This window comes from Psychrobacter sp. CX21 (assembly GCF_057396255.1).
The window spans coordinates 57,170-83,988 of the sequence record NZ_JBXYJG010000002.1; the positions used below are offsets into that span (position 1 = coordinate 57,170).

Sequence of the window (26,819 nt, forward strand, 5' to 3'; positions counted from 1 at the left end):
TAGCATTGGATAAAATACAGCACTAAATTATTAGTATATGAATCGCGTAGATATCAAAGTAGTTTTTTATAAATTAGTAGTTTTTATAAATTAGTAGCTTTTATAAATTTGAAGGGAGTTTGAACATGGTATGGAACAGAGAGCAAATGGCACAGCGTGCTGCCAAAGAATTAGAAGATGGTTTTTATGTTAACTTAGGAATAGGCTTACCTACCATGGTAGCCAATTATATTCCAGAAGGAATGGATGTTTGGTTGCAGTCAGAAAATGGTTTATTGGGTATTGGTGAGTTTCCCACTGAGGATAACGTTGATCCAGATTTAATTAACGCAGGTAAGCAAACAGTAACTGCAAAGCTTGGGTCAAGCTTTTTTGGTAGCTCTGACTCATTTGCTATGATCCGAGGTGGGCATGTTAATTTGGCTATCCTTGGGGCGATGGAAGTCTCTGAAAAAGGAGATTTGGCCAATTGGATGATTCCTGGAAAAATGGTGAAAGGTATGGGCGGCGCTATGGATTTAGTCGCAGGCGTTCAGAAGGTAATAGTGTTGATGGAACAAACCAATAAACATGGAGACCCAAAAATCCTATCCGAGTGTCAGCTGCCGTTAACTGGTGAAAAAGTAGTAGATCGTATTATTACCGAACTTGCCGTATTAGATGTTACTGATGAGGGTCTTACTTTAGTAGAATTAGCAGAAGGTGTCAGCTTTGATGAGTTGCAAGCGAATACCCCTGTTAAAGTACATCGTCGTCACTAAGTATTGGGATTGTGATTAACACTCAAGCTAAAGTAAAAATGTTTAAATAGCTAGCCGTTACGAACATAAATAAAAAACAGCTATTAGTTTGAATATCAGGTTTTAAGTACATGAGCGCTTCTAATATAAAGGCTTAAAGTTACCACTTTAAGCCTTTGTTAGTTGCGTAGTAATGTCAGAATTTAATATTAGTCGTGCTTTTAACAGAGCCTCACTTGTTATTAAATGCTCAATGGCATAGCATCATGCCATATTAAATGCTGTGTATAGATTTATTCTAAACTCAGCTAAGCATTTCACTTATTTGTTGTCTACTTATTAGTTTTTACTTTAAATAAGGCCATCTATTTCGCTAACTTATCATTAGTATATGAAAGCTTAGCGCTGGGTTGTATGGAGTAATAAATCATGAATTATAGTGCTTTGGCAAACTCTTTAAGTCAGTCCATCGCTGAGCAGAATTTTGATAAAGCGACTGAATTAGTTAATCATATGCGTCCAATCGACATCGCAGATACGTTAGCGCTTATGAAGCCTAAACACGCGTGGCAATTGCTTGAGAAGTTACCGAGTCGAGCTGCTGTATTTTCGTTTTTAAAAGCGCACAATCAAGTTCAAATATCTTATGAGTTTCCACGTGCTGAACTGGCTGAGCTAATGGGTGAGATGCCCTCAGATCGACGTACAGATTTATACAAACAGCTCGATAAAGAACAACAAGAAGCCTTGTTGCCAGCCTTAGCGCAGGCAAAACGAGAAGACATCCGTAGGTTGTCTGTTTATGAGGAGCGTACAGCGGGGGCAATAATGACCTCGGATTACGCGGTGCTTAGGAAAGATCTAACCGTAGATGAGGCTTTGGAGACATTAAGACTTGAAGCCCCTGATGCAGAAACCATCTATCAAGCTTACGTCGTCGATGATGCGCGCAAGCTAAAAGGTGTGGTATCGCTACGGACTCTAATCTTGGCCACGCCAAATGAAGTAATAGCAAATATTATGTCAGAGTCAGTAATATCTTGTGACGTTAATGAAGATCAAGAAGCGGTGTCTAAAGTCATTGCACGCTACGATCTCATTGCTTTACCTATTGTTGATGAACAGGGTGCATTAGTCGGTATAGTGACTCACGATGATGCGATGGATGTGGTAAGAGATGAAGCCACTGATGACTTTCATAAGTCAGGTGGTGTTTCAAGATTAGTCGGCAGTTTCAAAGAGACCAGTATCCGCCTCTTATACCGCAAACGGGTTTTTTGGTTGGTATTACTGGTTTTTGGTAATTTGATATCTGGCATGGGTATCTCCCATTACGAAGACGTCATCGCATCGAATTTGGTTTTGGTGTTCTTTCTGCCTCTTTTGGTGGATAGTGGTGGCAACGCAGGGTCGCAATCTGCAACACTTATGGTGAGAGCCTTAGCCACAGGAGAGGTTGTGATGCGAGACTGGTTTTATTTACTCGGACGAGAAGCCTTGGTGGCACTAATGCTTGGTGTAACCATGGCAGTTGCTGTCTCAATCATTGGTTATATACGCGGTGATGCAGTGGTGTCAGTAGTATTGGCATTAAGTATGATGTCTGTGGTCATGATTGGGTGTGTGATTGGCATGAGTTTGCCATTTATATTGAATAAATTGGGATTTGACCCTGCTAGTGCCAGCGCACCTTTAATCACATCTGTCTGTGATGCTTCTGGCGTCATTATTTATTTATTTATTGCGGCCAAATTTTTACCTTTATAGGTTTTAATTTTTTATTTATATAAATGATCTTTACGAGCAACTGAGATTCTACAAATCATCAAGCAGCATATCTATAAATGATTCTTTAAATAATTAAAAATAGAATAACCAGAATAATAGCGAGGAAATAAAAAGTTTATTTTTAGTGCAATTTAAGTGAATAGTAAAAAGATAGCTACTTATAATTAAAACCATATCAGCGTAAACGCGTATAATACTTCATTGTACTCGTAATACTAGGGGCTGTATAGAATTTATTAATTAGGACTGTTGATAGCTAAAATCGTTCTAGACTAGGCACACACCGACGCTAATGCCCGAAGCGTATTGAATCTTGGCTAGGTTTAAAACAACGTCTAGAACGATTTTAGCATCAGCCTTACAGGGCGGAACTATTTTTTGTCAATATATTGTAAAATAGTCTAACTTAGAATGACTAAGCGTCAAAATTTTACTGCATATTGACTAAAAAATAGTTTCCGCCAGTTCCATGAATGAATTCTATACGACCTCTTATAAACTCAAAATTGTAATGTTTAGATCGAGCAAGAAGGCTAAAAGGTGTGAGTTATAATGTTTAATTTTATGAAAAAAGCAACAACCAATAATGAAGCGCAATCAGAATTAGAACAGGTTGTAAATAGTGTGCTGGCACGTAATAGTGATGCCAATCAACAAAATACAATGTCCTCTATGCAAGTTCATGATGATTCTGTAACTATTGATGTGCGTTTAAGTGGGGATGTTGACCCTGAAGCCATTCAAAGGCAGCTTGGATTAGCATTGCAGCCGCATGGCATTAAAGAAGTTAATCTGAACGTAAGCTTGCCATCTAAATCATCTGCGATGCCTGCAAAAGCGCATAACCATAGTTCTAAGAGCGATACCAGTAAAAGCGCAAATGACAATAACCTTAACATTCAAAATATCAATAACAATAACAATAACAATAACAATAACAATAACAATAACTATGATAATAACGGTTATAAAGGGGCTAGCAACAAGCTACCTAAAACAACGAATGTAGCGTCTCCTACTTCTGCCTCAAGCGCCAACTCTGCACCTGCCGATGAAACTGTAATCAGTAAGCGTGCTCCAACACAATCTAGCCTGCAACCGCATCCGCGTATCAAACATATTATTGTGGTCGCCTCAGGGAAAGGGGGCGTGGGTAAATCAACCACCACCGCAAATATAGCCCTTGCTCTTCAAAAGCTGGGTAACACGGTTGGCGTTTTGGACGCCGATATATACGGTCCTTCAATGCCAAGTATGCTAGGGGTAGAAGGGGTCAAGCCACTGTTAGAGAACGAACAATTTGTGCCTGTTGAAGCACACGGGCTAGCCATGTTGTCTATTGGTAGCCTTTTAGACAACGATACGATGCCTGTCGCTTGGCGTGGCCCAAAGGCAACAGGCGCTTTGATGCAGCTTTTTAATCAAACAAACTGGCCAATGCTTGATTATTTGGTTATAGACATGCCACCCGGCACGGGAGATATTCAATTAACGCTTGCTCAGCGGATTCCAGTTACTGGTGCTATCATCGTGACCACGCCTCAACATATAGCACTTATGGACGCCCAAAAAGGTATTGAGATGTTTAATAAGACCAACATACCAGTAATCGGCGTGGTTGAAAATATGGCTTTGCATACTTGTTCTAATTGTGGGACAACAGAAGCCATATTCGGCGAGGGAGGCGGAGTCGCTATAGCTGAGAGCTATCACGTACCCTTATTGGGTCAATTGCCCATTGCAAGTAGTATTAGACAGCAGGTGGATCAAGGAGTCCCAAGTGTCATCGCAAATAATGGCAAGGGAGATGATTATGCTAAGTTTTATATCAGTATTGGTGAAAATATTGAATCAAAAATCGCTAAGTTTGCCAAAGAGCGCGATGACGGTCGAATTTTCTAGGGTTAATTGTGCTTATTATATTTTAGCTTAGTGTGATAGAGCTTATAGTCAAAGAAGTCTAAAATGGTTACAAGGCAACCGAGTGCAAGTACTACTCATGTAGGCTTAGCGAAGCTGACGCCGTAACCGTTTGGTAGTTCGCTGACTATTGGTAGTTCGCTGACTATAGAATGGTAAGTTCAGAAGTTATGCGGATCTTAAATTAATAAGATGAAAAACATCTATAAATCGAATCCGTAATTACTTATAATCACAGCATTATTTTGATCTAAATAACATTAAATCCACAAATTAAATCCATTAGTAGTTGGTCACAAGTTAATAATTTAATTTGTATTTATATTAAGCTCGAAGCTTCTAGGTTTATTATTTGATTTAGTCATTAAAATAGTACGTATGCTAATATTCTTAAATTTAAAAACACAAGTGTTAAAAAAGAGGGTAAAAAATGTCGATTAAATCTGACCGCTGGATACGTAAAATGGCAGAAGAGCATGGCATGATTGAGCCATTTGAGGCGGGACAAGTCCGTTTTAATGACGCAGGTCAGAAACTGATTAGTTATGGTACGTCAAGCTATGGATATGATGTACGCTGTGCGCCAGAATTTAAGGTTTTTACCAATGTGCATTCTGCAATTGTTGATCCCAAAAATTTCGATCAAAATAGTTTTATCGATATCGTAGGCGATGAATGTATCATTCCGCCAAATTCGTTCGCGCTTGCCAGAACTGTTGAGTATTTTAGAATTCCTCGTGATGTATTAACCATATGTTTAGGAAAGTCTACTTATGCACGATGCGGCATCATTGTAAATGTGACGCCTTTAGAACCAGAGTGGGAAGGTCATGTCACGCTAGAATTTAGTAATACCACGACGTTACCTGCTCGTATCTATGCTGGAGAAGGCGTTGCTCAAATGCTATTTTTCCAAAGTGATGCGGATGATGTTTGCGAAACCAGTTATAAAGACCGCGGTGGTAAATATCAAGGCCAACAAGGCGTGACCTTACCACGTACCTAAGCTACGTAGCTAAGTTACGTACGTTACGTTCCTAAGCCACGTACTTAAACCACGTACTCAAACTTCGTATTTAAACCACGTACCTAGGCCATATACCTAACTGATATAATTATGTCGTAATATTAATTTAAATCGTATAGCGATGTCTAAACTATATGATGATAGCTATAGGACATCAAGTCTTAGCCAGTTGGGTTTATTTATGCTACATAAGTCCATAGATTGCACAGGTCTGTTTATAAAATCCCTTATAGAATTGTGCTATAGTAGTTCTTAGGTTTTATGATTGTATTTAAACTTACAAATTGTGTCTATAAGCCTTATTATTAGTTAATAAGCTCGAACGCACGTTTGGGTTAGCTGCTAGTGATATATAACAGTGCACGACTCTCGTCAATTATTAAATACGCATTCATAGCTTAATATTTATCGATAGGTTACTGTTATTAAGGTAGCTTTTAGTGTCTTAAATAAGTATAGTACCACCTCAAATTTTGCCAGCTTAAGTATCTTGATAATTTTACTGCTCAAATTTAGTTCGTTATCGAATATACAGATCAGTGGATACTTGCCAGTGAGGAGATTTACAGATGACTTCCGCCTTTAATTGGTCAGCGCTAGCTTTTATTCTAGCCGCCATTGGCTTGGTTATATTCATGTTAGTCGTACCACGTTTACTTGGTGGTCGCTCGCAAGGTACAGAAAAAGAAGAAGTATTTGAATCGGGTGTTGTCGGCGCAGGCAACGCCCGAATTCGTTTTTCTGCAAAATTCTATTTGGTCGCCATATTCTTTGTTATCTTCGATTTAGAAGCCTTATACCTCTACGCGTATGCCGTATCTGTTCGAGAAGTGGGATGGATAGGCTTTACGACAGCTGCTGTTTTTATTGCTATTTTATTTGTCGGTTTAATTTATGAATTAAGCGTGGGGGCCATGAATTGGTCACCAGCGGATAAGCGTGGCAAAAAAGAGCGCTTTAGCGCTGCACCGCAAGGGTTTAATCTGGCGAGTATTACCAAATTTAATGGTATTGATGAGCTGCATACTGATCCTACAGGCAAAGTACCCGCCCAATCATCTGGTCGCGTTAATGTATCGAATGACATTTTAGAAAACAAGCGCCATTTAGATAACATCGATCGAATCAATGTGACAGGTAATATTACCTCTGTAGACTTTAGCGCAGAGACTAGCGGTAACTCACCTTCTTCAAAAACGTCATCTTAAGGGTTGTAACATGAAATATACGCTAACCCGAGCCAATCCTGATGCGGATAAATTCCCCGCTCAAACTCGTCAAACTGTCAATGATCCTATTGAAGATGAGGTAAATCGTAATGTATTTATGGGCAAGCTTGAGGATATGGTTCATGCCTCAGCCAACTGGGGACGTAAACATTCTCTATGGCCTTTTAACTTTGGTACGTCTTGTTGCTATGTTGAATACGCTACCACCCTCACAGCAGTACATGACTTATCACGGTTTGGTGCCGAAGTTATTCGAGCTTCACCGCGTCAGGCAGATGTGATGATTGTTGCTGGGACTTGCTTTATTAAGATGGCGCCCGTTATACAGCGATTGTATGAGCAGATGCTTGAACCCAAATGGGTGATATCAATGGGGTCCTGCGCTAACTCAGGCGGCATGTATGACATCTATTCTGTGGTTCAAGGTGTGGATAAGATTATACCTGTCGACGTGTATGTACCAGGCTGCCCCCCAAGACCAGAAGCATTGATTCAAGGATTGATGTTACTTCAAGACTCTATCACTAAAGAGCGCAGACCGCTTGGCGCTTATGTGAATGATCAGGGAGTTTACAAACCGCAGATGTTACCTGAACGTGATCGTAAACAGGCAGATCGTATTGCGGTCAAGAATTTGCGTAGCCCTGACAGTATTTAAAACCGGTTAATAAATTAAAATTGGCTTATATATCAACAATTTTCATAGCTAGCTAGGTATAATAGTACAGCGATACTATGAATAAATAGATCATACATAAAGACTATCTACACATAAAAATTATCTACTATGTATTTATAATTAAAGTAACGACTAAAGTAATGACTAAGGTAAGCGGTAATCATGGTAACCGATAATAGTAAAGCTACTGATATGAATAGTACGGGAAGTAATAGGGCGGGACATAAGTCAACTCACGGCTTGTCTTCTCAGCATCCCGTACTTCGTGAACTTAGTCACAAGTTTGCAAACAAATTTACCGAACAAACTACTTTCGATGGTATACCAACCATATGGGTGTCACGTATTGATCTGACTGAAATTTTAATGTTCCTGCGTACGTTACCAAAGCCCTATGTCATGCTGTTAGATTTATCTGCTATGGATGAGCGTTTGCGCAAGCATCGTGATGGGTTACCTGATAGTGATTTTACTGTTTTTTACCATTTAATGTCCCTAGAGCGTAATAGCGATATTCGTATCAAAGTTGCCTTGTTTGAAGATGATCTAAATATACCGACAGCAACAAAAATTTGGCCGAATGCTAACTGGTATGAACGTGAAGTCTGGGATATGTTCGGTATTGTCTTTGAGGGACATCCGCACCTAACACGTATTTTGCTACCTAAGTATTGGGAAGGTCATCCCCTTCGAAAAGAATATCATGCTCGTGCTACTGAATTTAAGCCTTATTTTCTCAATGCAGCCAAACAACAATTTGAGCAAGAAAATTTAAGGTTCGTACCTGAAGAGTGGGGTATGAAACGCAGTGGCCGCGATGAAGACTTTATGTTTTTGAATCTTGGTCCTAACCATCCTTCTGCGCATGGAGCATTTAGAGTCGTATTGCAACTGGATGGCGAAGAGGTTATAGACTGCATACCTGATATTGGTTATCACCACCGCGGTGCTGAAAAAATGGCTGAACGCCAAACTTGGCATTCTTATATACCTTATACCGACCGTATCGATTATTTGGGCGGTGTCATGAATGAGCTGCCATACGTTATGGCTGTAGAGCAACTAGCGGGTATAACGGTTCCTGATCGAGCTCAAACCATTCGTGTGATGATGAGCGAATTTTTTAGAATCACCAATAACTTATTGTTCTTTGGTACTTTTATTCAAGATGCAGGGGGTATGACGCCTGTTTTCTATATGTTTACCGATCGCCAGAAGGCTTACGATGTTATCGAAGCGGTAACAGGCTATCGAATGCACCCTGCTTGGTTCCGTATCGGAGGTACAGCAGCTGATTTACCACGAGGTTGGCAACGTTTGGTACGAGAATTTTTAGATTGGATGCCAAAACGACTAGACGAATATGTCAAAGCGGCTATGCAAAACTCGGTATTAAAAGCACGTACACAAAATGTTGCGCAATATGATGCCAAACATGCACTAGCTTGGGGTGTGACAGGTGCAGGCTTACGTGCAACGGGTGTTGAATTTGATTTACGTAAAGCACGTCCTTATATGGGTTACGAAAACTACGATTTTGAAATACCAGTAGGGTATAACGGTGATGCTTATGATCGCTGTATGGTTAAAATTGAAGAGATTCGTCAATCGATGCGTATTATCCGCCAATGTATGGAGAATATGCCATCGGGTCCTTACAAATCTGACCATCCACTGTCTGTACCCCCGCCAAAAGATCGTACGTTAAATGATATTGAAACTTTAATTAATCATTTTATATCAGTTTCATGGGGTCCTGTCATGCCCGCTGGTGAAGCTTCTATGATGGTTGAAGCTACTAAAGGTATTAACAGCTATTACATAACCTCTGACAAATCGACCATGAGTTATCGAACGCGTATTCGTACACCCACTTTTGCGCACTTACAACAAATGCCTTCTGTCATTAATGGCAGCTTAGTTTCAGACATGATTATTTATCTTGCATCGATTGATATTGTTATGGCAGATACGGATAGGTAGTCGACATATAGAGTAGTTGACATATAAAGATGTGATTGGATTATTTTTGTTCACATCGTAGTTAATAAAAATATGAATATTTAAGCGGTGATGACTAGTCAATGATAACTAGTCAATGTTAACTAGGCAGTGTCCTAAGATATATTTACCGTTTACTTGTAATTTAACATGATAGCCAGCACAAATTTGCTCGCTAAATTAATTAAGTTAAGGATTGGCACTGTGAGAATTGTGACCGATAAAGCCCCTAGCGTTGATGTTGAACGCATCTTAACTACTCAAGAAATCAGTAGTATCACTGATTTTATGCACCATTACCCTCAATCAAGAGCCGCCTCACTAGATGCGCTTAAACTGGTTCAAAAACGTAATGGTTGGGTAGATGATGCACAAGTTAATGCAATCGCCAATATGCTAGACGTTCCTGTGACTGATATTGAAGGGGTTGCAACGTTTTACAATCGTATTTATCGTTCACCTGTTGGGCGTCATGTGATTTTGATTTGTGATTCTGTAGCCTGTTACTTGACAGGCTATGAGGCACTCGCTACAGAGCTTAAAAGACAGCTGGATATTGAGTTTGGTCAAACCACATCAGATGGCCGATTTACACTTCTACCGATTTGCTGTTTGGGTAACTGTGACAAAAGCCCCGCGGTATTGATTGATGAAGATACTTATGGTCCAGTCACGCCAGATCAAGTTGCTGAGCTGTTGGAGTATTATCCATGAGTACTAATACCGTAACTTCACCTACAAATAGTTTGCCCAATCATTTGACGATAGCTGAACAGTTCAGCCGCCGAAAACAAGGTGTTGCCCCAAGTCAGCTTAATGAACAAACTATTCCTATTTATGGTGATAAACAAACTGCAACTATTAAAACCAAACCTTTAACGTGGCGTTTGGCACATCACGATGCCGTATTAGATTTACAAACCTATGAGTCTCTTCAGGGATTCACAGGGCTTAAAAATGCTTTAAATAAGAACCCAAAAGACGTTGGCAATATGATTAAAGAAGCCAATGTTCGGGGTCGCGGTGGTGCTGGCTTTAATGCTGGACTCAAATGGTCCTTTATGACGCCACCGGATGGAGGCCCTCGCTACCTAATCTGTAATGCAGATGAGATGGAGCCAGGTACATTTAAAGATCGACTGTTAATGGAGCGTTTACCCTTCCAGCTCATTGAAGGCATGCTTATCACAGCACACGCAATTGGTGCCAGTGATGGTTATATCTTTATACGCGGCGAATATATAATGGCCGCGCAGCGCTTAAATAATGCCATCAATGAATGTATCGCCAACAATCTATTAGGCGAGAACATATTAGGCTCAGACTTTAGTTTTAACTTACATGTTCATACTGGGGCTGGCCGTTATATTTGCGGTGAAGAAACTGCCCTTATTAATTCTCTGGAAGGTCGACGAGCCAATCCACGTACCAAGCCACCATTTCCGCAAATATCTGGTGCATGGGGTAGACCTACCGTCGTCAATAATGTTGAAACATTAAGTAATATGCCGGCCATAATGGTCAATGGGATAGAGTGGTATAAAAATTTACCGAATGACAAAGGCAATAGTACGACGCCCGGTACCAAAATTTTCGGTTGTTCAGGTCTGGTTAATAGTCCTGGTCTATGGGAATTACCGTTTGGCTATACCGCGCGTGAGATCATAGAAGATTTCGCAGGGGGAATGCAGCAAGGTAAAGTTCTTAAAGCGTGGTTACCAGGCGGCGCATCTACTGACTTTTTAACGACCGATCATCTTGATGTGGTTATGGATTTCGATAGTATTCAAAAAGCGGGTAGCCGTATGGGTACGGGGCTCATCATGGTGGTTGATGAATCACAAGACATGGTGCCATTACTTAAGAATCTTGAAATATTCTTCCAGCGTGAGTCATGCGGATTTTGTACACCATGTCGAGATGGCCTGCCGTGGGGCGTTAAATTGCTAACCGCAATAGATGATGGTGACGGTCAAATCGGTGATGTCGAAAAACTTGAAGGATTAACGCGTGATTTGTGGATAGGTAAAACCTTTTGCGCGCATGCACCAGGTGCGATGGAACCACTCATGAGTGCGATTAAATATTTTAGAGATGAATTTGATAGTAAAATAGTGGTAGAACCTCCGCCAGAAGTCGATGATGAAACCTCACAATGGGCAGAATCTGAGATTAAAAAAGTGATGTCGTCTATGATTAAAACTCAACCTGCTGCTGTAACTACCAGTAGCGGCGCTGATAACGATGATAGCGAAGTCGGTTCAAAATCAAGTTTAGAAGACAAATCAGTGTCTTCCAACTCGAATATCGTGAAGTAGAGGAGTAGAAACAGGCATGGCGGTCATACATATTGACGGTAAGCAGGTTGAGGTAAACGGTGCAGACAACTTATTAGAAGCGTGTCTGTCGCTGGGTATCGATGTGCCTTATTTCTGCTATCACCCCGCGCTTGGCTCAGTTGGGTCATGTCGACAGTGTGCAGTCAAACAATTTAATAATAAAGAAAATGCGGCAGCTGGCAAAGGCAGATTGGTCATGTCGTGTATGGTCGCGCCTACTGATGACATGTATATCTCAGTAGATGATAAGGAAGCGGTTGAGTTTCGTAAGTCTATCGTTGAGTTTTTGATGACAAATCATCCCCACGATTGCCCAACTTGCGAAGAAGGCGGACATTGTCATCTACAAGACATGACGTATATGTCGGGTCATAATAAACGCCGGTATCGATTTACCAAACGTACGCATCACAATCAATATTTGGGCCCATTCATAGCGCATGAGATGAACCGCTGTATCGCCTGTTATCGGTGTGTGCGATTTTATAAAGATTATGCAGGTGGTACTGACTTGGGCGTATATGCTTCAAGCAATCGAGTCTATTTTGGTCGAGATCAAAATGGTCAGTTTGAAAGCGAGTTTTCTGGCAACCTAACCGAAGTATGTCCTACAGGTGTATTCACGGATCAAACTCATTCAGATCGTTATAATAGAAAATGGGACATGCAGTACGGCCCCAGTATCTGTCAAGGGTGTTCTGCAGGGTGTAATATTTCAGCCGGTGAACGCTATGGTGAGCTGCGCCGTATCGAAAATAGATACAATGGTGAAGTGAATCGATATTTTTTATGTGATCTTGGCCGATTTAGTTACGGTTATGTTAATCGTGAAGACCGTCCTATTCAGGCCATAGAGCGTATCAATGATAAGCACGTTAAAATCAATGTTAATTATGCGCTAGATGAAACTGTCAAACGATTAAAAGATAAGAAAATTATCGGAATTGGTTCGCCACGTGCAAGTCTTGAAACTAATTTTGCATTGAAAAAACTGGTAGGATTTAATAATTTCTCTACGGGCTTTAATAGCCATCAGCAAGCACTTGTCGAAAAATCTATCGAAATTTTATCCACCCAAGGTATACATAATCCAAGTATTACTGAGATAGAATCTCATGATGCAGTTTTCATCCTAGGTGAAGATATTACCCAAACAAGCGCCCGTGTTGCACTAGCAGTACGACAAGCTGCAAAAAACAAAAAAGTTAAAATGGCAGAAGCGCTTAAAACTCAAGAATGGCTAGCTGAACCAGTTCAGCGGATTGGGCAAAAACAGTTAAGCCCCGTCTATATCGCAGATACTGTACAGACCAAACTTGATGATATAAGCAAAATAAGTTGTGTGGCGACACCTGAAGATATCGCAGATCTTGGATTTGCTGTAGCAGATGCGATAAATGCACTATCGAACGATATTAATGCCATCAAATCAGAAGATATAGAGTCTCAAGATGTAGAGTCTAAAGATATAAAGTCACAAGAAATAGAACCTCAAGAAATAGAACCTCAAGATATACAATCAGATACCGACAACTCAATGATTGAGTTGGCCAATCAAATAGCACTTGATTTAGTGACCGCGAATAAACCTTTGGTTATTTCGGGTACAGGTCAATACAAAATTTCAATTCTTGAAGCATCGGCTCAAATCGCTCAAAGCTTAACTAAAAAGCGTGAAGCTATTAAAACTTATGAGCTAGAGCAAATAGAAGTGCATAATGCTAAAGTTCGAGCTCAAGCGGTATTACAGCAGCCGGAAGAAGATAAAGAGTTGGATGCTAAAACCGCGAAAGAGACTCGCAAAGATAATACAGAGCGTAGCGCAGAAGACAAACAAGATTTAGATCTTAAAGAGCCAAATCACGAATATTCTAAACAAGCAGGATTATATCTGTGCGTCAGCGATGTCAATAGTATGGGCGTTTGTATGCTGGGCGGTAAGCCTGTAGAAGAGCTATTGGCCGAAGACTTTGATGCACTCGTGGTGGCTGAGAATCAGCTCACAGATGCTATCAATATTGATAGGTTAGCCAAACTTTTACATGATAAAACCGTTATTGCTTTAGATCATCAAAGTTTGTATTGGCATAAATTTGTTGATATTGCTTTACCTGCAGCAAGCTTTGCCGAAGCAGATGGAACCATGGTGTCATCAGAGGGCCGTGCTCAGCGGTTCTTCCAAGTGTATGAGCCAAGCTATTACGATGCAAAATGCAGTATTAAAGAAGGATGGCGATGGCTGCATGCTGTAGAGACAACTTTGAATGAATTACCTTTAGATTGGACTCAGCTTGATGACGTCATCAATGAACTTATCAACACACATCCAAATCTTCAAGCCATCAGAGCCGCTGCACCAAATGCTGATCACCGCATCTCAGGGCTTAAAATTGCTCGAGAGCCGAGACGTTATTCAGGACGAACCGCGATGCGTGCGCATATCTCAGTGCATGAACCGATGCAGCCTAAAGATCCCGATACGCCTTTGACTTACTCTATGGAAGGATATAGTGGTGAGTTGACGCCAAGTCCATTAATTCCATTTGCGCAAGCTCCGGGATGGAACTCTCCTCAAGCTTGGAATAAATATCAAAAAGAAGTGGGTGGTAGCCTCAAGCAAGGGGATCCAGGTATACGCTTATTCGATTTGATAGATGACAGTGAAAAGCTTTCAATGCGTGAATATATACGTCCTCAATCAGCACAGCCAATAAAAACCAGTATTTTCCAAGGCCAAGCCAAGCTTGTTCCTATTTACAATTTGTATGGTAGTTCTATCATGGCGCAGCGTAGTCCAGTAGTAGCTGCACAAATAGACAATCCAGCCTTTTATATCAATTCAGATGATGCCGAGCATTGGCAGGTACAAACAGATGATTGGCTTGCCGTGACCATTGATTCTCAGCGCATAGAGCTTCCAGTCAAAGTTATTCCATACGTCGCTGAAGGCTGTATCGGGTATCCAGTAGGGCAAGTTCCTATATTACATGGACATTTACCTGCATCTGTCGTAAAAATCGATCCACCCCAAGTAGATAGCATTGTTAAGCCCGCTAACCCATCCGAACTTGATGGACAGGGAGTCTAATATGCAAGTTACTCGTATAATCCCTGATGTGCCTAGTTTTTTAAATATGTCAATTGAGGCATGGACGACGGTATTTATGGTCGCACAGTCCTTGGTGATATTTTTATCAGTCGTTATCGTCGCCGCGATTATGATTATCTATGAGCGCCGTATGCTGGCACTTTGGCAAGATCGTTATGGCCCAAACCGTGTAGGGCCTTGGGGCTCTTTGCAATTGGTAGCAGATATGCTAAAAATCTTCTTTAAAGAAGATTGGACGCCAAAATTTGCTGACAAATTTATGTTTGTTCTAGCGCCAGCTATTGCGATGTTCACCGCTCTGGCCTCATTTGCAATTATCCCGATATCGCCAACATTAGGCGCCGCAGATTGGAACATTGGTATATTGTTCTTTTTTGCTATGGCGGGTATGGCCGTTTATGCCGTGATGTTCGGGGGTTGGGCGTCTGAAAACAAATACTCGTTGCTAGGGGGACTGCGATCTGCGGCACAAACCATCAGTTATGAGGTATTCTTAGGGCTATCATTGATGGGCGTCGTTGCCATTACAGGATCATTTAATTTACGTGAAATTGTTGTGGCTCAGACAGGCGGATTTTGGCATTGGAATATTTTCCCGCAGTTTTTAGGCTTTCTTACGTTCGTTGTGGCAGGCGTTGCTGTCACTCACAGACATCCTTTTGATCAACCCGAAGCTGAACAAGAACTTGCTGAAGGCTATCATGTTGAATACTCCGGTATGAAATTTGGTATGTTTTTCATTGGTGAATACGTCAATGTTGTACTTATATCAGCATTAATGACGTGTCTATTTTTTGGGGGCTGGGATGCGCCATTAAGTTTAGGATTTACTATTTTACCCCCTGCTTTTTGGTTCATTATAAAAACTTTATTCTTTATGACGATGTTTGTCTTAGCACGTGGCTCACTAATGCGTCCACGATATGATCAAGTCATGAATTTTGGATGGAAGGTTTGTTTACCTGTCACCTTAATAAACCTTTTAATTACTGCGGCACTTATACTAATTTCAGCCACTTAATAGAGTTTTAAATTTTTAGCAGCCTTATAGCACTCACTCTTAGCGTACTAAGAGAAGTTAACAAAGAGAAGTTAACATGTTTAAAGTGATAAAAAATACAGTTGTGGGTATGTTTACCATCATTCGATCAATGTGGATGGTAAATAGTCATGCCTTTAGACCCAGAGACACCATTTTATATCCTGAAGAGCCTGTCCCTGTACCGCCACGCTTTAGAGGTCGCATTGTTTTAACACGCGATCCTGATGGTGACGAGCGGTGCGTTGCATGTAACTTATGTGCTGTTGCCTGTCCAGTGGCTTGTATTTCATTACAAAAGGCGGAACGTGAAGATGGGCGCTGGTATCCAGAGTTTTTTCGTATTAACTTTTCACGTTGTATCTTCTGCGGCATGTGTGAAGAAGCTTGTCCCACCACAGCGATTCAGCTGACACCAGATTTTGAGCTGGGAGAGTATGTCCGTCAAGATTTGGTCTATGAAAAGGAACATCTTTTGATTTCAGGACCCGGCAAATATCCTGATTATAACTATTATCGTGTAAGTGGTATGGCGATAAAAGACAAGCCTAAAGGTGCTGCACAAAATGAAGCAGAGCCTATTGATCTAAGGAGTCTATTGCCATGAGTTGGCTTCACTGGTTCGATAATACCGCATTGGTAGGGTTTTATGCGTTAGGATTGGTAGCAATAATAGCAAGTTTACGTGTCATTATGCTCGCAAGTCCTGTTCACGCCATTCTCTCGATGATTGTGACATTGCTATCCTTAGCGGGTATATTCTTTATTCTTGGTGCGCCGTTCGCAGGCGCCTTACAAGTTATAGTATATGCCGGTGCAATTCTTGTGCTATTTGTATTTGTCATTATGATGCTAAATTTAGGTATCAAAAATGATGCTAGAGAAGCCAGATGGCTGTCATCAGATGTGTGGGCTGTGCCTACTGGTCTCACCGTAATTATTGCAATTGTTTTATTTGCTATGTTAACCATTGAGGGACATGGCACAATCAGCAGTCAACCCATTCAAGGGGCGATGATAGGAAATGGTACGGTGTCAGCAAAGCTAGTAGGTATCAGTTTATTTAGTGAATATTTACTATTAGTTGAAGTAGCGGCGCTGTTGTTGTTAGCTGCTTTGGTTGCCGCTTACCATTTGGGTAAACGAGCATTAAGCGATGAGAATGATCCTCAAGGTGCTGATAAGAAAGAATATATAAATAAATACTACGAATATAAGCCTATCGACGCAAAGCAATTTAAAACGGCTCAATCACAGCAATCAGCCAATATGAAGTTGCAGAAAAAGGAGGATAGCTAATGTCAAATGCAACCTCTACTACGGTAATAGCTGCTACTAATCAGGCTGCTATTAAACAAAATGATAACCAATCAGCTATTCATTCATCATCTGCACATGACGCACATTTAAATGAAACCTCTGGGGTTTCTGAAAGTTCGGGAAATCAAGCCGCAGTTCAAGTCGAGGCCATACAAGGCGAGCAACAAGTAGTAGGGGTAGACAACGCTATGCTTGGTGTTATTCCAATGGAGCATGGACTGGTATTGGCTGCAATCATATTCGCTATTGGCTTGTGCGGTGTTATGGTACGCCGCAATTTTTTATTCATGCTAATGAGCTTAGAGATTATGATGAGTGCCGCTGGTTTGGCGTTTATTGTTGCGGGTAGTCGATGGATAGGCGCAGATGGTCAAGTTATGTTCATATTTATTTTGACATTGGCTGCGGCTGAAGCCTCACTTGGGCTTGCAATATTATTACAGTTTTATCACCGCCGAGGTCATTTAGATATTGACACGGCTAATGAGATGAGGGGTTAATGATATGAGTTTCTTAGCGTTAACCTTTATATTTCCCGCCTTTAGTTTTTTAATACTCTCCGTTATGCGTGATAAATTATCGCAGGATGCAGCTAAATGGCTCGGTGTAGGTAGTATGGGTCTGTCCGCATTGTGTGCATTGGTCGCATCAATGAGCTATTTATCTATGAATGATGCAAGTACGGTCATCAATATTCCGCTATGGACGTGGTTGCAAGTTGGCGATTTTGCACCTAGGTTTGGTATTGATTTTGATGGACTGGCTCTCACTATGTTGGGCGTTATAACTGGAGTTGGTTTTTTAATCCATTTGTTCGCATCATGGTACATGCAGGGTGATCCTGGCTACGCGCGCTTCTTTAGTTATATGAATCTATTCGTAGCTAGCATGATATTGTTAGTCTTAGCAGACAATCTTCTGTTGTTATACTTAGGCTGGGAAGGGGTAGGCATTTGCTCATACCTACTCATTGGTTTTTATTATCACGACAGAGCCAATGGACGAGCTGCTATTAAAGCTTTTACTGTCACTCGTATTGGTGATGTGTTTTTGGCCTTTGGTTTGTTTTTATTATTTAGAGAGTTTGCTACCCTCAATATCCAAGAAATAATCACTCAAGCGCCGCTTAAATTTGCAACTAACGATCCAACTTTGGTATTAGCCACCATGATGCTTGTTGGTGGCGCTATGGGTAAGTCTGCACAAATTCCATTACATACTTGGCTTGCAGATGCCATGGCAGGCCCAACCCCGGTTTCTGCATTAATTCACGCAGCTACCATGGTCACAGCTGGTGTCTATCTGATTGCGCGTTTACATCCCTTATTTATATTAACCCCTAATATCTTATTGTATTGGGTAGGGGCAGTAGGCGCTATAACCCTTATCGTAGCTGGGTTATGTGCGTTAGCTCAAACCGATATTAAACGCATATTAGCGTATTCGACCATGAGTCAAATTGGCTATATGTTTTTAGCATTGGGTGTTGGCGCGTGGCAAGGGGCAATCTTTCACCTAATGACGCATGCATTTTTTAAAGCGCTATTATTCTTGTCAGCAGGGGCGGTTATAACTGCCGTTCATCACGAACAAAATATATTCAAGATGGGTGGCCTACGTAAAAAGATACCACTTGTGTTCTGGTGTTTTATTATTGGCGGCGGCGCATTAGCTGCTATACCTTGGGTAACCGTTGGGTTCTATTCTAAAGAAGCCATATTATGGGAAAGTTATGCCAGTGGTCACCATATACTATTTTATCTGGGTGTATTTGGCGCATTCTTAACCTCTTTATATACCTTTAGAATGATATGGTTTACTTTCTTCGGTGAAGAGAAAACGCATGCTCTCAAACTTACAGGTATTTCATACCAGCTTCCTCTCATCATTCTTTTAGTATTGTCTACCGCAGTGGGTGCTTTAATATCCCCGCCATTAGGCGAAGTATTACCTAATAGCATAGGGCACATGCTTGAACTGTCCGGTGACGCCCATGCCAAACATACCGCTGAATTCATAGCAATGGGTGCCATGGCTGCTGGTTTATTAATAGCGTACTTATTATATGCGTTCAATAACGGCAAATGGTTGGCACGCTTTAAGAATTCGAGTTTTGGCGGAGCGATATATTATTGGTGTTACCACGGTTTAGGTTTTGATGCCTTATTTGACCTAATATTTGTAAAACCATTTTTATTTATTGGCAAATTATTAAAAGCAGATCCCGTAGACAAGACTTGGAACCTATTGCCTGCGCTTGCTTCAGCGGGGAATAAAGTCATGTCATCTACGCAAACTGGATCGCTAAGGTGGTATGCCACAAGTTTCGGATTAGGGATGGCAGTGTTGTTGATACTTGTCATGAAGACGGTGATTTAATATGACAGAACTTCAATTAGCATGGATGTTACCGGCTTTAATAGCGACACCTTTTATTGCAGGTACTTTGTGCTGGCTTGTTGAAAAAATAAGTAAGCGCCTCCCACGTTGGATAGCCTTAATAGGGATGATTATTACCTTTATTTTATCCATAATGTTATGGCATGAAGGTAGTTTTGCGGGTATGAGTGAACAAGTGCTTGCGCCGACCTCTCAATTACCGTGGTTTGCAGAATTTAATGTACCTTGGATTGATGCGTTTGGTATTCGCTTTCATTTAGCTATCGATGGTCTTTCTCTATTGATGGTGTCGTTAACGGCATTTTTAGGAATTATGGCCGTTGGCTGCTCATGGGGTGAAATTCAAAGACGCGTTGGCTTCTTTCATCTAAACTTACTATGGAGTTTGGGCGGGGTAATTGGCGTATTTTTAGCCATTGATTTATTCCTATTCTTCTTTTTTTGGGAGATGATGCTTGTACCTATCTATTTCCTAATAGCCATTTGGGGTCATAACGCCACCAATGGTAAAACCAAAGAATACGCAGCTACTAAGTTCTTTATATATACGCAGGCTTCTGGTCTTATCATGCTCGTCGGTATTTTGCTGTTGGTGATTATAAACTTTACATCGACTGGCATACTTAGCTTTAATTATAACGATTTATTAGGTACTCAGCTTGGCGGATGGGAATATCCTATCATGTTATGCTTCTTTATAGGCTTTGCGGTAAAGCTACCCGTCATGCCTTTTCATGGTTGGTTGCCAGATGCTCATGCTCAAGCGCCTACAGCGGGTTCTGTGGATTTAGCAGGTATTCTAATTAAGACCGCCGCTTACGGATTAATTCGCTTTGTCCTTCCATTTTTTCCAGAAGCCTCGCAAGACTTTGCTCCAATAGCGATGACTCTTGGTGCAATAGGTATATTTTACGGTGCTTGGCTTGCGTTTATGCAAACCGATATAAAACGTCTATTAGCGTATACCAGTATCTCACATATGGGGTTTGTGGTATTAGCAATATATGCCGGCACGTTGTTAAGCTTACAAGGTTTGATGATCCAAATGCTTGCGCACGGTTTATCATCTGCGGCATTATTTATTATGGCAGGTCAATTATATGAGCGCTTGCATACGCGTGAATTGCCATTGATGGGCGGTATGTGGGGTCAATTTAGATATTTTGCACCGCTACTTATGTTCTTCTGTGCAGCATTGTTAGGTATTCCTGGCACAGGTAACTTTATAGGTGAGTTTTTAATCCTTATTGGTTCGTTTGAACAATATCCTGTCATCGTTATATTAGCAACCTTTAGCCTGGTTTGGGCAGGATTATATTCATTAATTATTATATATAGAGCGTTATTTGGAGACAAAACCGTGCCTGAACATATCGCTATTGCTAGTGGACACGGTACGATGGCAAGCCATACGGACGATGAAATCGATCTCAAAAAACCTATTAAGCTTTATGATTTGAATAAACGCGAGCTCTTTTTATTGGTATCTTTAGCAGTCGGATTGGTATGGTTAGGCCTATTTCCACAGGTTTTCTTAGATACCTCAAGCCATGCTATGCAGTGGATCAATAACGCTTACGTGTTTAATGAAGTCATAAGTTTTGACGCCATCGAATCATTGCAGTCTGCTGTGAATGCAGGGGAGGTGCGCTAATGAATTATATTTCAATGAATTGGCCTGCTTTGACACCATTTTTACCGATACTAATTGTGGTGGTAACTATTTTGGTAGTGATGCTAACTATTGCTACCAAGCGTTCACATTTTCTGACAGGTACATTATCGGTTGTCGGTCTTAATATTGGGTTGTTTACCTTAATAGGTCAGATGTTTGGATGGGTATCTCTTCCCGCTGTGGATGTTCAAACGCCCATGTTCACAGTCGATCCTTTTGCACAGTTTAATATGGTGGTGATCTTTTTATCATCGTTAGCATGCTGTACTTTGGCGTACCCTTATTTTAGAACCTTTAGAGATCATAAAGAAGAGTTATACTTATTAATCTTGTTGTCAACTGTTGGTGCGCTACTGATGGTAAGTGCTGACAATTTAGCTTCTTTCTTTATGAGCTTAGAATTACTCTCAGTACCTCTTTATGGAATGCTTGCCTATACGTTTATGCGTCATCGCTCACTTGAATCTGGTTTAAAGTATTTGGTTTTATCTGCCACTGCTTCTGCAACTATGCTTATGGGTATGGCGTTTATTTATGCAATGACCGGTACTCTTGATTTCAAAGAAATTGGTGCCGCTTTGGTCGGCGTTATGGACTCTCCCATACTGATTCTGGGCGCAGCTATGATGACCTTTGGAGTCGCGTTTAAGTTATCCGCCGCCCCTTTCCATCTTTGGACACCCGATGTGTATCAAGGTGCGCCTGCGCCAGTAGCGACATATTTAGCTTCTGTAAGTAAGGTTGCTATGATGGGACTTGCGCTGCGCTTTTTTATCGACAGCGCCGTTTTAGCTCTGCCTTCAATTCAGATGCTCGTGATGATTATCGCCACACTATCTATATTATTTGGCAACTTATTGGCACTGCGTCAAACTAATATTAAACGTTTATTGGGCTATTCATCTATTTCGCATATGGGTTATGTCTTGGTTGTGGTTGTGAGTTTAGGTCCTTCAGCTTATCTAACCACCAATATGTATATGGCAATTTATGCGTTAACATCTATTGGTTTATTTGGCGTTATTACCTTAATGTCTAGTACTTATAAAGATGAGGGTGAAGCGTCAGAATTATTACATTACCGCGGGCTATTCTGGCAACGTCCTGTTTTAACGGGTGTCATGACAGTCTTACTGCTTTCTATGGCAGGCATACCTCTTACGGCAGGTTTCATAACCAAGTTTTTCGCCATTTTAGCGGCAGTTCAAGTTCAAGAATGGTTATTAACGGGCATGATTATCTTAGGTAGTGCGATAGGGTTATTCTACTATCTGCGTGTGATGCTGACTCTATTTAAGCGTCCGAAAGATAATATAGAGTTTGATGCGCGCTGGCACTGGGGTATTCAAGCTGGTGGCCTTATGGTGATACTAGCCACTTTGACTGTGATTTACTTTGGTGTTCTACCTAATAACTTAATTATTTGGGCCACACAAGCCGTTATTTGGTAGTTTGATCAGCTATGTTCAGCGAACTTCTAAACGGTTAAGGCATTTACCTCGCTTAGCCTAAAAAATTATTAGTTTTAGCGAGTTTGATAAAGATGGGTTGTTTCTTACAATAGGTATAATTACAGCTTCGTGAGATTTAAAGTGCAATATGTTAAGCTTGTAGGGCGTTATCGCTCGGCAAGCTTTTTTATTTTAATGTTTAACAGACCCTAATATAAGACATAAATAAAAATATAAGAATATAAGTATACAAGAATATATAGGTAATGAATATGACTACGGATACTCAAAATATTCAAAGCGTTGTAGTAATGTCCAAAACAACTTGGACGCCAAATTTATTCAGTTTTAAAGTCAGTCGTCCTGATAGCTTTAAATTCACTGCAGGGCAGTTTGTGCGCTTGGGTGTTAATCCGAGTCAACTGAAATTTCACATTGAAAGTGGAAATGCTGACAAAGTGCCTAACGAGGATATTTTTCGTGCGTATTCAATCGTATCCTCCCCGTATGATGAGACCTTAGAGTTCTTTTCAATCGTCATACCTGATGGCGCATTTACTTCTCAATTACAGCACCTTCAAGTAGGTGATGAGCTGATGTTGAATACCAATCCTTTTGGATTTTTGACCCTAGCACGATATCAAGAGCCACTACCTAAAGATCTTTGGTTACTGGCCACGGGTACGGGCTTAGCGCCATTCTTGTCTATGTTACAAGATCTAAAAACGTGGGAAGACTACAAACATATCATTTTGGCGTACAGTGCCCGAAGTTATGATGAGCTGGCATATATTGATCTAATCAATACGCTTGAAAAGGACTTTGGGGAACTTGTCAGCTCACCGGCTAAATTCACCTTTATACCGATTGTCACTCGCGAAACTGTTGAAGGTGCTTTAAATGATCGACTACCTAAACTATTGACAAGCGGCAAGCTTGAAACTTCCGCAGGTGAGTCTTTAGCACAAGATAGTTCGCATATTATGCTTTGCGGTAATCCTGATATGGTTGAGGATACTAAAGAAACACTCAAAGAGATGGGGTTGGTGATGAACCGAAGAGGCGTCGGTAATATCGCAGTTGAGAACTACTGGTAAAGTAATCGAATGAGGTGGTTTTGGAGTGAATAAGGTTGCTTTATTAAATTTAAAAAGGATGTGGCAATATTTCGAGCTTTAAACCCAAACTTAAGCGCAAAGCTGTAACGCGATCTTTAAACTGTAACTCGAGCTAAAAACTTAAACCCGAGTGTCATTCAATTATACCTTAACATTCAATAATACCTTAACATTCAATTATTGTAGGGGTGGTTTGGCCGCGTCCTTTATAGGTTTTAGTGGGCCTTTCATAAGCTCTGGATCATCATCAGGGGTAATTATATTCTGGTCATTAGAATTGGCAATAAGATCACGTACGTTTACTTTGGTTTTTAGCACCAGCTGTTCTTCTTCAACAAGGCCATAGTTTACTTGTACCTTATGAAGCGTACTCATAATTTTCTTATTGCGCTTAAGCCAGCGATTGATATCTAAATACAAAATATTATCCTTTGGCTTAACAATATTTATTTTGTGCAAAATAACACCAAGGGGGTCTCTTTTTAGTACACTATGATAAAACCATATGAGCAGCTTTATACCATAACGCTTAAAAATTGAATCACAGCGTAACTTTAGAACATCGGTATAAGTCAATTGACCAAATACAAAGCGCTGTACATCACGATCAATTTGAACATGAACCAGTTCAAAATTACTGGCTACTTCTGTATAAATACCTTTAATATCAATTGTACAAAATAATCTAAACCACCCCTCGTGCATTTCTAATCGTAACTCGAGTATGGCTTTGACATTGTCGGTAACAAACTTTTTAAGTGCGTCATTGACCTGTTCCTGACTCACGGGAAGTGAAAATTCATCATCTACGGAATCGGCAGCTTTGCCATACAAAGATTTAAATTTATGCGTTATAGAAGACCATAAGCCTGATAGACTCTGTATGGATGACCCTGAGTCAAAAGCAGATTCAGAATCAGAATTTGTAAACTCATTGTTCTCAATTACTAAATGCTCATTGACTGTATTACTTCTAAATTGCTGAGTATTCTGCACGTAGTGTCCTTTCATATTCTAATGTTCTAATAGGGCATGCCCCTAATTGGAACTTTTATAATTTATGGCATAAAAATGGCTATATTTACGCTAAACAGTGTCTAACTTTTGGTTGATATTTCAATATCATTGGCAAAAACACCCTAGCTTGTGAAAAATATATCTTATTTTTATCCTCATACTCCAAATAGGGACACGCCCTATGCTATAAGTGATAATAGATCAAAATTTATATAATAAGCCCAGTGTCGTACGCGAGCTGACCCTATCATCTACCATCGGACTGTAATATTGCTCATTTGATAAGTATCGCAGAGTCTGACCGACAAATATGTCCCAATCTTGGTTAAGTTCATACATACCATTTAGGGTAATATAGGGACTTAAACTTGAGTCAGGTTTATAAGGTTTAATACCTGAGACTATTGATTCGTCGTTTGATACGCCATAGTAATACTCATTAAAATCTGAGTCTACCCACTCTAATCCTACACTCGGATATATGGTCCATTTACCAGGACTAATTCTAGCAATGTAGGAGAGTTTAGCAAGACTACCCTCACTATTACCAGTTATATCAGTCGCTAATTGACCTCGGAATCCGCCAATAGGCGTGGTTCGCATGTAGCTAAGTCCCGCCATAATTGAGACATCTCGATCATCAAGTTGGCCTAAAGCTCCATTAGCATCACCTGAATCAAATTGGTCTCCAGCCAATTGTAAATATCCTGCAAACTCATTAGCGCCATCATTTACTATATAAGCACCGAATTGGCTACCACGGGCATATATTTTATCGTTGTCATAAAACAAACTTGGTAAAATAGCAACATTATTGTCGCTGTCATAAGCATTCTTAATGTATTGTGCATTAATGCCGACGGTTAGACCGTTCTCATTTTTTTGTACAGGAACTGCTTTAAGAGAAGACTGTGCATGCGCTGAAATAGTTAAACCAGTCAGTAGTGTTAACACGAGAGCAGTCTTACAAGTTATTAATTTCATATTGAACTCTTTATGAGGTAATAAGGTATAGCAAATCGATAAAGTATGAATAATTATTCAAAGTTAGCAATCGTTAAATCAATTATGGCACTTCAGATTTAGATTAGAACCGTCTTATTATAAATAATGTTCCTAAAATTAATAAATAAGCTGATTATGAAGGCTTTGCCATAATATATAAAAAACAATGGCGACAATACAATATATCAACCAAGGTAGAAATTTTGAAGTAGCGTTATTGTTAGATTTTGAATACCGATAACCTACCATAATACCTACTGCCAGAATAGCACCAGTAAGGGCACCGCCAATGTGACCTGCGTTATCGATTCCGGGAACGGCAAAGCCATACATTAAGTTTATACCCATGACAATAGCCAAGCTTTTTAGCTGGGGGCTGCCGCCTTTACTTGGGAAATTTAGGAGAGTGCGTTTTAGAAGCTCCACCATAAGTAGGGCCATACCGATTCCCATGATACCGCCCGAAGCACCCGCTGATATACCCGGCGCTCCATTTTCATTAATGATTTGCCACCATGTGACATAACTGTTTAATAGGTTTCCACCAATGACAGATAACAAAAAAAGTAGTAAGAATTTAACAGACCCAAATGTGACCTCAGCAACTTGTCCAAAGTAGTACATTGCAAACCCATTAAATAATAAATGCATCAACCCTATATGCAAAAAGCCACTGGTTAGCAAACGCCAAGGCTCAAATCCCATAGAAAATGGGAGTGCGTTAGCACCCCAAGCTATTAAAGATTCGATAGTAGGCTGATTGATATCAACTCCCATTGCCAATTGCATGATAAACAGAGCAATAAAGCTGCTTAATAAAATAGCGGTAACGGGCGTTTGGCTAAATAGATTTTTAATAGTCATAGACACATTTTTTAAGTCATAAGATAATATTATTCTAGCATAGCTGACTGTTCTAGAAGGTAAGTTGGTGTTAAATAAATGCAGGGTGTTAAGTCTAA

Annotated in this window: 21 protein-coding genes; 18 read left to right on the plus strand and 3 right to left on the minus strand. The window is 40.4% G+C overall.

The window, feature by feature from the left end:
- Positions 1–125: 125 nt before the first annotated feature.
- The 18 genes from AC2SLP_RS01500 (at position 126) to AC2SLP_RS01585 (ending at position 23,814) form a co-directional block, all read left to right on the plus strand.
- Entirely contained in the window at positions 126–761 is a 636-nt protein-coding gene (locus tag AC2SLP_RS01500) for a 3-oxoacid CoA-transferase subunit B (protein ID WP_486534864.1), read from the plus strand.
- A gap of 408 nt (positions 762–1,169) precedes the next feature.
- On the plus strand, positions 1,170–2,507 hold the full coding sequence (gene mgtE, locus AC2SLP_RS01505; protein ID WP_486534865.1) for a magnesium transporter: 1,338 nt from the start codon (positions 1,170–1,172) through the stop codon (positions 2,505–2,507).
- A gap of 573 nt (positions 2,508–3,080) precedes the next feature.
- A complete protein-coding gene (locus tag AC2SLP_RS01510; protein ID WP_486534866.1) occupies positions 3,081–4,430 on the plus strand; it encodes an Mrp/NBP35 family ATP-binding protein in 1,350 nt (449 codons plus the stop codon).
- Between the two features lie 448 nt (positions 4,431–4,878).
- Entirely contained in the window at positions 4,879–5,454 is a 576-nt protein-coding gene (dcd, locus tag AC2SLP_RS01515) for a dCTP deaminase (protein ID WP_486534867.1), read from the plus strand.
- A gap of 590 nt (positions 5,455–6,044) precedes the next feature.
- Positions 6,045–6,683 (plus strand): NADH-quinone oxidoreductase subunit A, encoded by a 639-nt coding sequence (locus AC2SLP_RS01520; protein WP_486534868.1) that lies wholly within the window; start codon positions 6,045–6,047, stop codon positions 6,681–6,683.
- A gap of 10 nt (positions 6,684–6,693) precedes the next feature.
- Positions 6,694–7,362: a NuoB/complex I 20 kDa subunit family protein gene (locus AC2SLP_RS01525; RefSeq protein ID WP_486534869.1), complete on the plus strand. Its 669-nt coding sequence runs from the start codon at positions 6,694–6,696 to the stop codon at positions 7,360–7,362.
- A 183-nt stretch (positions 7,363–7,545) separates the two neighbouring features.
- A complete protein-coding gene (gene nuoC / locus AC2SLP_RS01530) occupies positions 7,546–9,366 on the plus strand; it encodes an NADH-quinone oxidoreductase subunit C/D (RefSeq protein ID WP_486534870.1) in 1,821 nt (606 codons plus the stop codon).
- Positions 9,367–9,588: 222 nt separating this feature from the next.
- Positions 9,589–10,098 carry an NADH-quinone oxidoreductase subunit NuoE gene (gene nuoE, locus AC2SLP_RS01535; protein ID WP_486534871.1) on the plus strand — a complete coding sequence of 170 codons (510 nt, stop codon included), beginning with the start codon at positions 9,589–9,591 and terminating at the stop codon, positions 10,096–10,098.
- On the plus strand, positions 10,095–11,702 hold the full coding sequence (gene nuoF, locus AC2SLP_RS01540; protein WP_486534872.1) for an NADH-quinone oxidoreductase subunit NuoF: 1,608 nt from the start codon (positions 10,095–10,097) through the stop codon (positions 11,700–11,702). Before nuoE ends, nuoF begins: the two co-directional genes overlap by 4 nt.
- A 16-nt stretch (positions 11,703–11,718) precedes the next feature.
- Positions 11,719–14,811 (plus strand): NADH-quinone oxidoreductase subunit NuoG, encoded by a 3,093-nt coding sequence (nuoG, locus tag AC2SLP_RS01545; RefSeq protein ID WP_486534873.1) that lies wholly within the window; start codon positions 11,719–11,721, stop codon positions 14,809–14,811.
- A gap of 46 nt (positions 14,812–14,857) precedes the next feature.
- Positions 14,858–15,853, plus strand: a complete 996-nt coding sequence (gene nuoH, locus AC2SLP_RS01550; RefSeq protein ID WP_486535034.1) for an NADH-quinone oxidoreductase subunit NuoH — start codon at positions 14,858–14,860, stop codon at positions 15,851–15,853.
- Positions 15,854–15,929: 76 nt separating this feature from the next.
- Complete coding sequence (gene nuoI, locus AC2SLP_RS01555; RefSeq protein ID WP_486534874.1) at positions 15,930–16,478, plus strand: NADH-quinone oxidoreductase subunit NuoI; 549 nt, start codon at positions 15,930–15,932, stop codon at positions 16,476–16,478.
- The gene (gene nuoJ, locus AC2SLP_RS01560; protein ID WP_486534875.1) at positions 16,475–17,170 is read left to right on the plus strand and encodes an NADH-quinone oxidoreductase subunit J; all 696 of its coding nucleotides are present in this window, start codon (positions 16,475–16,477) and stop codon (positions 17,168–17,170) included. The genes nuoI and nuoJ overlap by 4 nt, the downstream gene beginning before the upstream one ends.
- Before the next feature lie 209 nt (positions 17,171–17,379).
- A complete protein-coding gene (gene nuoK, locus AC2SLP_RS01565; protein ID WP_486535035.1) occupies positions 17,380–17,691 on the plus strand; it encodes an NADH-quinone oxidoreductase subunit NuoK in 312 nt (103 codons plus the stop codon).
- Between the two features lie 4 nt (positions 17,692–17,695).
- Positions 17,696–19,570, plus strand: a complete 1,875-nt coding sequence (gene nuoL / locus AC2SLP_RS01570; protein WP_486534876.1) for an NADH-quinone oxidoreductase subunit L — start codon at positions 17,696–17,698, stop codon at positions 19,568–19,570.
- 1 nt (position 19,571) lies between these two features.
- Positions 19,572–21,245, plus strand: coding sequence for an NADH-quinone oxidoreductase subunit M (nuoM, locus tag AC2SLP_RS01575; RefSeq protein WP_486534877.1), 1,674 nt, complete (start codon positions 19,572–19,574; stop codon positions 21,243–21,245).
- The gene (gene nuoN, locus AC2SLP_RS01580; protein WP_486534878.1) at positions 21,245–22,717 is read left to right on the plus strand and encodes an NADH-quinone oxidoreductase subunit NuoN; all 1,473 of its coding nucleotides are present in this window, start codon (positions 21,245–21,247) and stop codon (positions 22,715–22,717) included. Before nuoM ends, nuoN begins: the two co-directional genes overlap by 1 nt.
- Before the next feature lie 272 nt (positions 22,718–22,989).
- Positions 22,990–23,814, plus strand: coding sequence for a ferredoxin--NADP reductase (locus AC2SLP_RS01585; RefSeq protein ID WP_486534879.1), 825 nt, complete (start codon positions 22,990–22,992; stop codon positions 23,812–23,814).
- 198 nt (positions 23,815–24,012) lie between these two features.
- Here the strand turns inward: AC2SLP_RS01585 and AC2SLP_RS01590 are convergent, their stop codons facing one another.
- From AC2SLP_RS01590 to AC2SLP_RS01600, 3 genes are all read right to left on the minus strand, one after another.
- Positions 24,013–24,831, minus strand: a complete 819-nt coding sequence (locus AC2SLP_RS01590; RefSeq protein WP_486534880.1) for a hypothetical protein — start codon at positions 24,829–24,831, stop codon at positions 24,013–24,015.
- Positions 24,832–25,053: 222 nt separating this feature from the next.
- On the minus strand, positions 25,054–25,836 hold the full coding sequence (locus tag AC2SLP_RS01595) for a MipA/OmpV family protein (protein ID WP_486534881.1): 783 nt from the start codon (positions 25,834–25,836) through the stop codon (positions 25,054–25,056).
- A 138-nt stretch (positions 25,837–25,974) separates the two neighbouring features.
- Complete coding sequence (locus tag AC2SLP_RS01600) at positions 25,975–26,721, minus strand: rhomboid family intramembrane serine protease (protein WP_486534882.1); 747 nt, start codon at positions 26,719–26,721, stop codon at positions 25,975–25,977.
- Positions 26,722–26,819: the final 98 nt, after the last annotated feature.

Excerpts from the sequence above, each read along its gene's own strand:
- nuoJ (WP_486534875.1), top strand. The coding sequence starts at position 16,475 with ATGAGTTGGCTTCACTGGTTCGATAATACCGCATTGGTAGGGTTTTAT.
- nuoL (WP_486534876.1), top strand. The coding sequence starts at position 17,696 with ATGAGTTTCTTAGCGTTAACCTTTATATTTCCCGCCTTTAGTTTTTTA.
- mgtE (WP_486534865.1), top strand. The coding sequence starts at position 1,170 with ATGAATTATAGTGCTTTGGCAAACTCTTTAAGTCAGTCCATCGCTGAG.
- nuoM (WP_486534877.1), top strand. The coding sequence starts at position 19,572 with ATGACAGAACTTCAATTAGCATGGATGTTACCGGCTTTAATAGCGACA.
- nuoN (WP_486534878.1), top strand. The coding sequence starts at position 21,245 with ATGAATTATATTTCAATGAATTGGCCTGCTTTGACACCATTTTTACCG.
- dcd (WP_486534867.1), top strand. The coding sequence starts at position 4,879 with ATGTCGATTAAATCTGACCGCTGGATACGTAAAATGGCAGAAGAGCAT.
- AC2SLP_RS01600 (WP_486534882.1), bottom strand. The coding sequence starts at position 26,721 with ATGACTATTAAAAATCTATTTAGCCAAACGCCCGTTACCGCTATTTTA.
- AC2SLP_RS01500 (WP_486534864.1), top strand. The coding sequence starts at position 126 with ATGGTATGGAACAGAGAGCAAATGGCACAGCGTGCTGCCAAAGAATTA.
- AC2SLP_RS01510 (WP_486534866.1), top strand. The coding sequence starts at position 3,081 with ATGTTTAATTTTATGAAAAAAGCAACAACCAATAATGAAGCGCAATCA.
- AC2SLP_RS01520 (WP_486534868.1), top strand. The coding sequence starts at position 6,045 with ATGACTTCCGCCTTTAATTGGTCAGCGCTAGCTTTTATTCTAGCCGCC.
- nuoC (WP_486534870.1), top strand. The coding sequence starts at position 7,546 with ATGGTAACCGATAATAGTAAAGCTACTGATATGAATAGTACGGGAAGT.
- nuoG (WP_486534873.1), top strand. The coding sequence starts at position 11,719 with ATGGCGGTCATACATATTGACGGTAAGCAGGTTGAGGTAAACGGTGCA.
- nuoI (WP_486534874.1), top strand. The coding sequence starts at position 15,930 with ATGTTTAAAGTGATAAAAAATACAGTTGTGGGTATGTTTACCATCATT.
- AC2SLP_RS01525 (WP_486534869.1), top strand. The coding sequence starts at position 6,694 with ATGAAATATACGCTAACCCGAGCCAATCCTGATGCGGATAAATTCCCC.
- AC2SLP_RS01595 (WP_486534881.1), bottom strand. The coding sequence starts at position 25,836 with ATGAAATTAATAACTTGTAAGACTGCTCTCGTGTTAACACTACTGACT.
- AC2SLP_RS01585 (WP_486534879.1), top strand. The coding sequence starts at position 22,990 with ATGACTACGGATACTCAAAATATTCAAAGCGTTGTAGTAATGTCCAAA.
- nuoF (WP_486534872.1), top strand. The coding sequence starts at position 10,095 with ATGAGTACTAATACCGTAACTTCACCTACAAATAGTTTGCCCAATCAT.
- nuoH (WP_486535034.1), top strand. The coding sequence starts at position 14,858 with ATGTCAATTGAGGCATGGACGACGGTATTTATGGTCGCACAGTCCTTG.
- nuoK (WP_486535035.1), top strand. The coding sequence starts at position 17,380 with ATGCTTGGTGTTATTCCAATGGAGCATGGACTGGTATTGGCTGCAATC.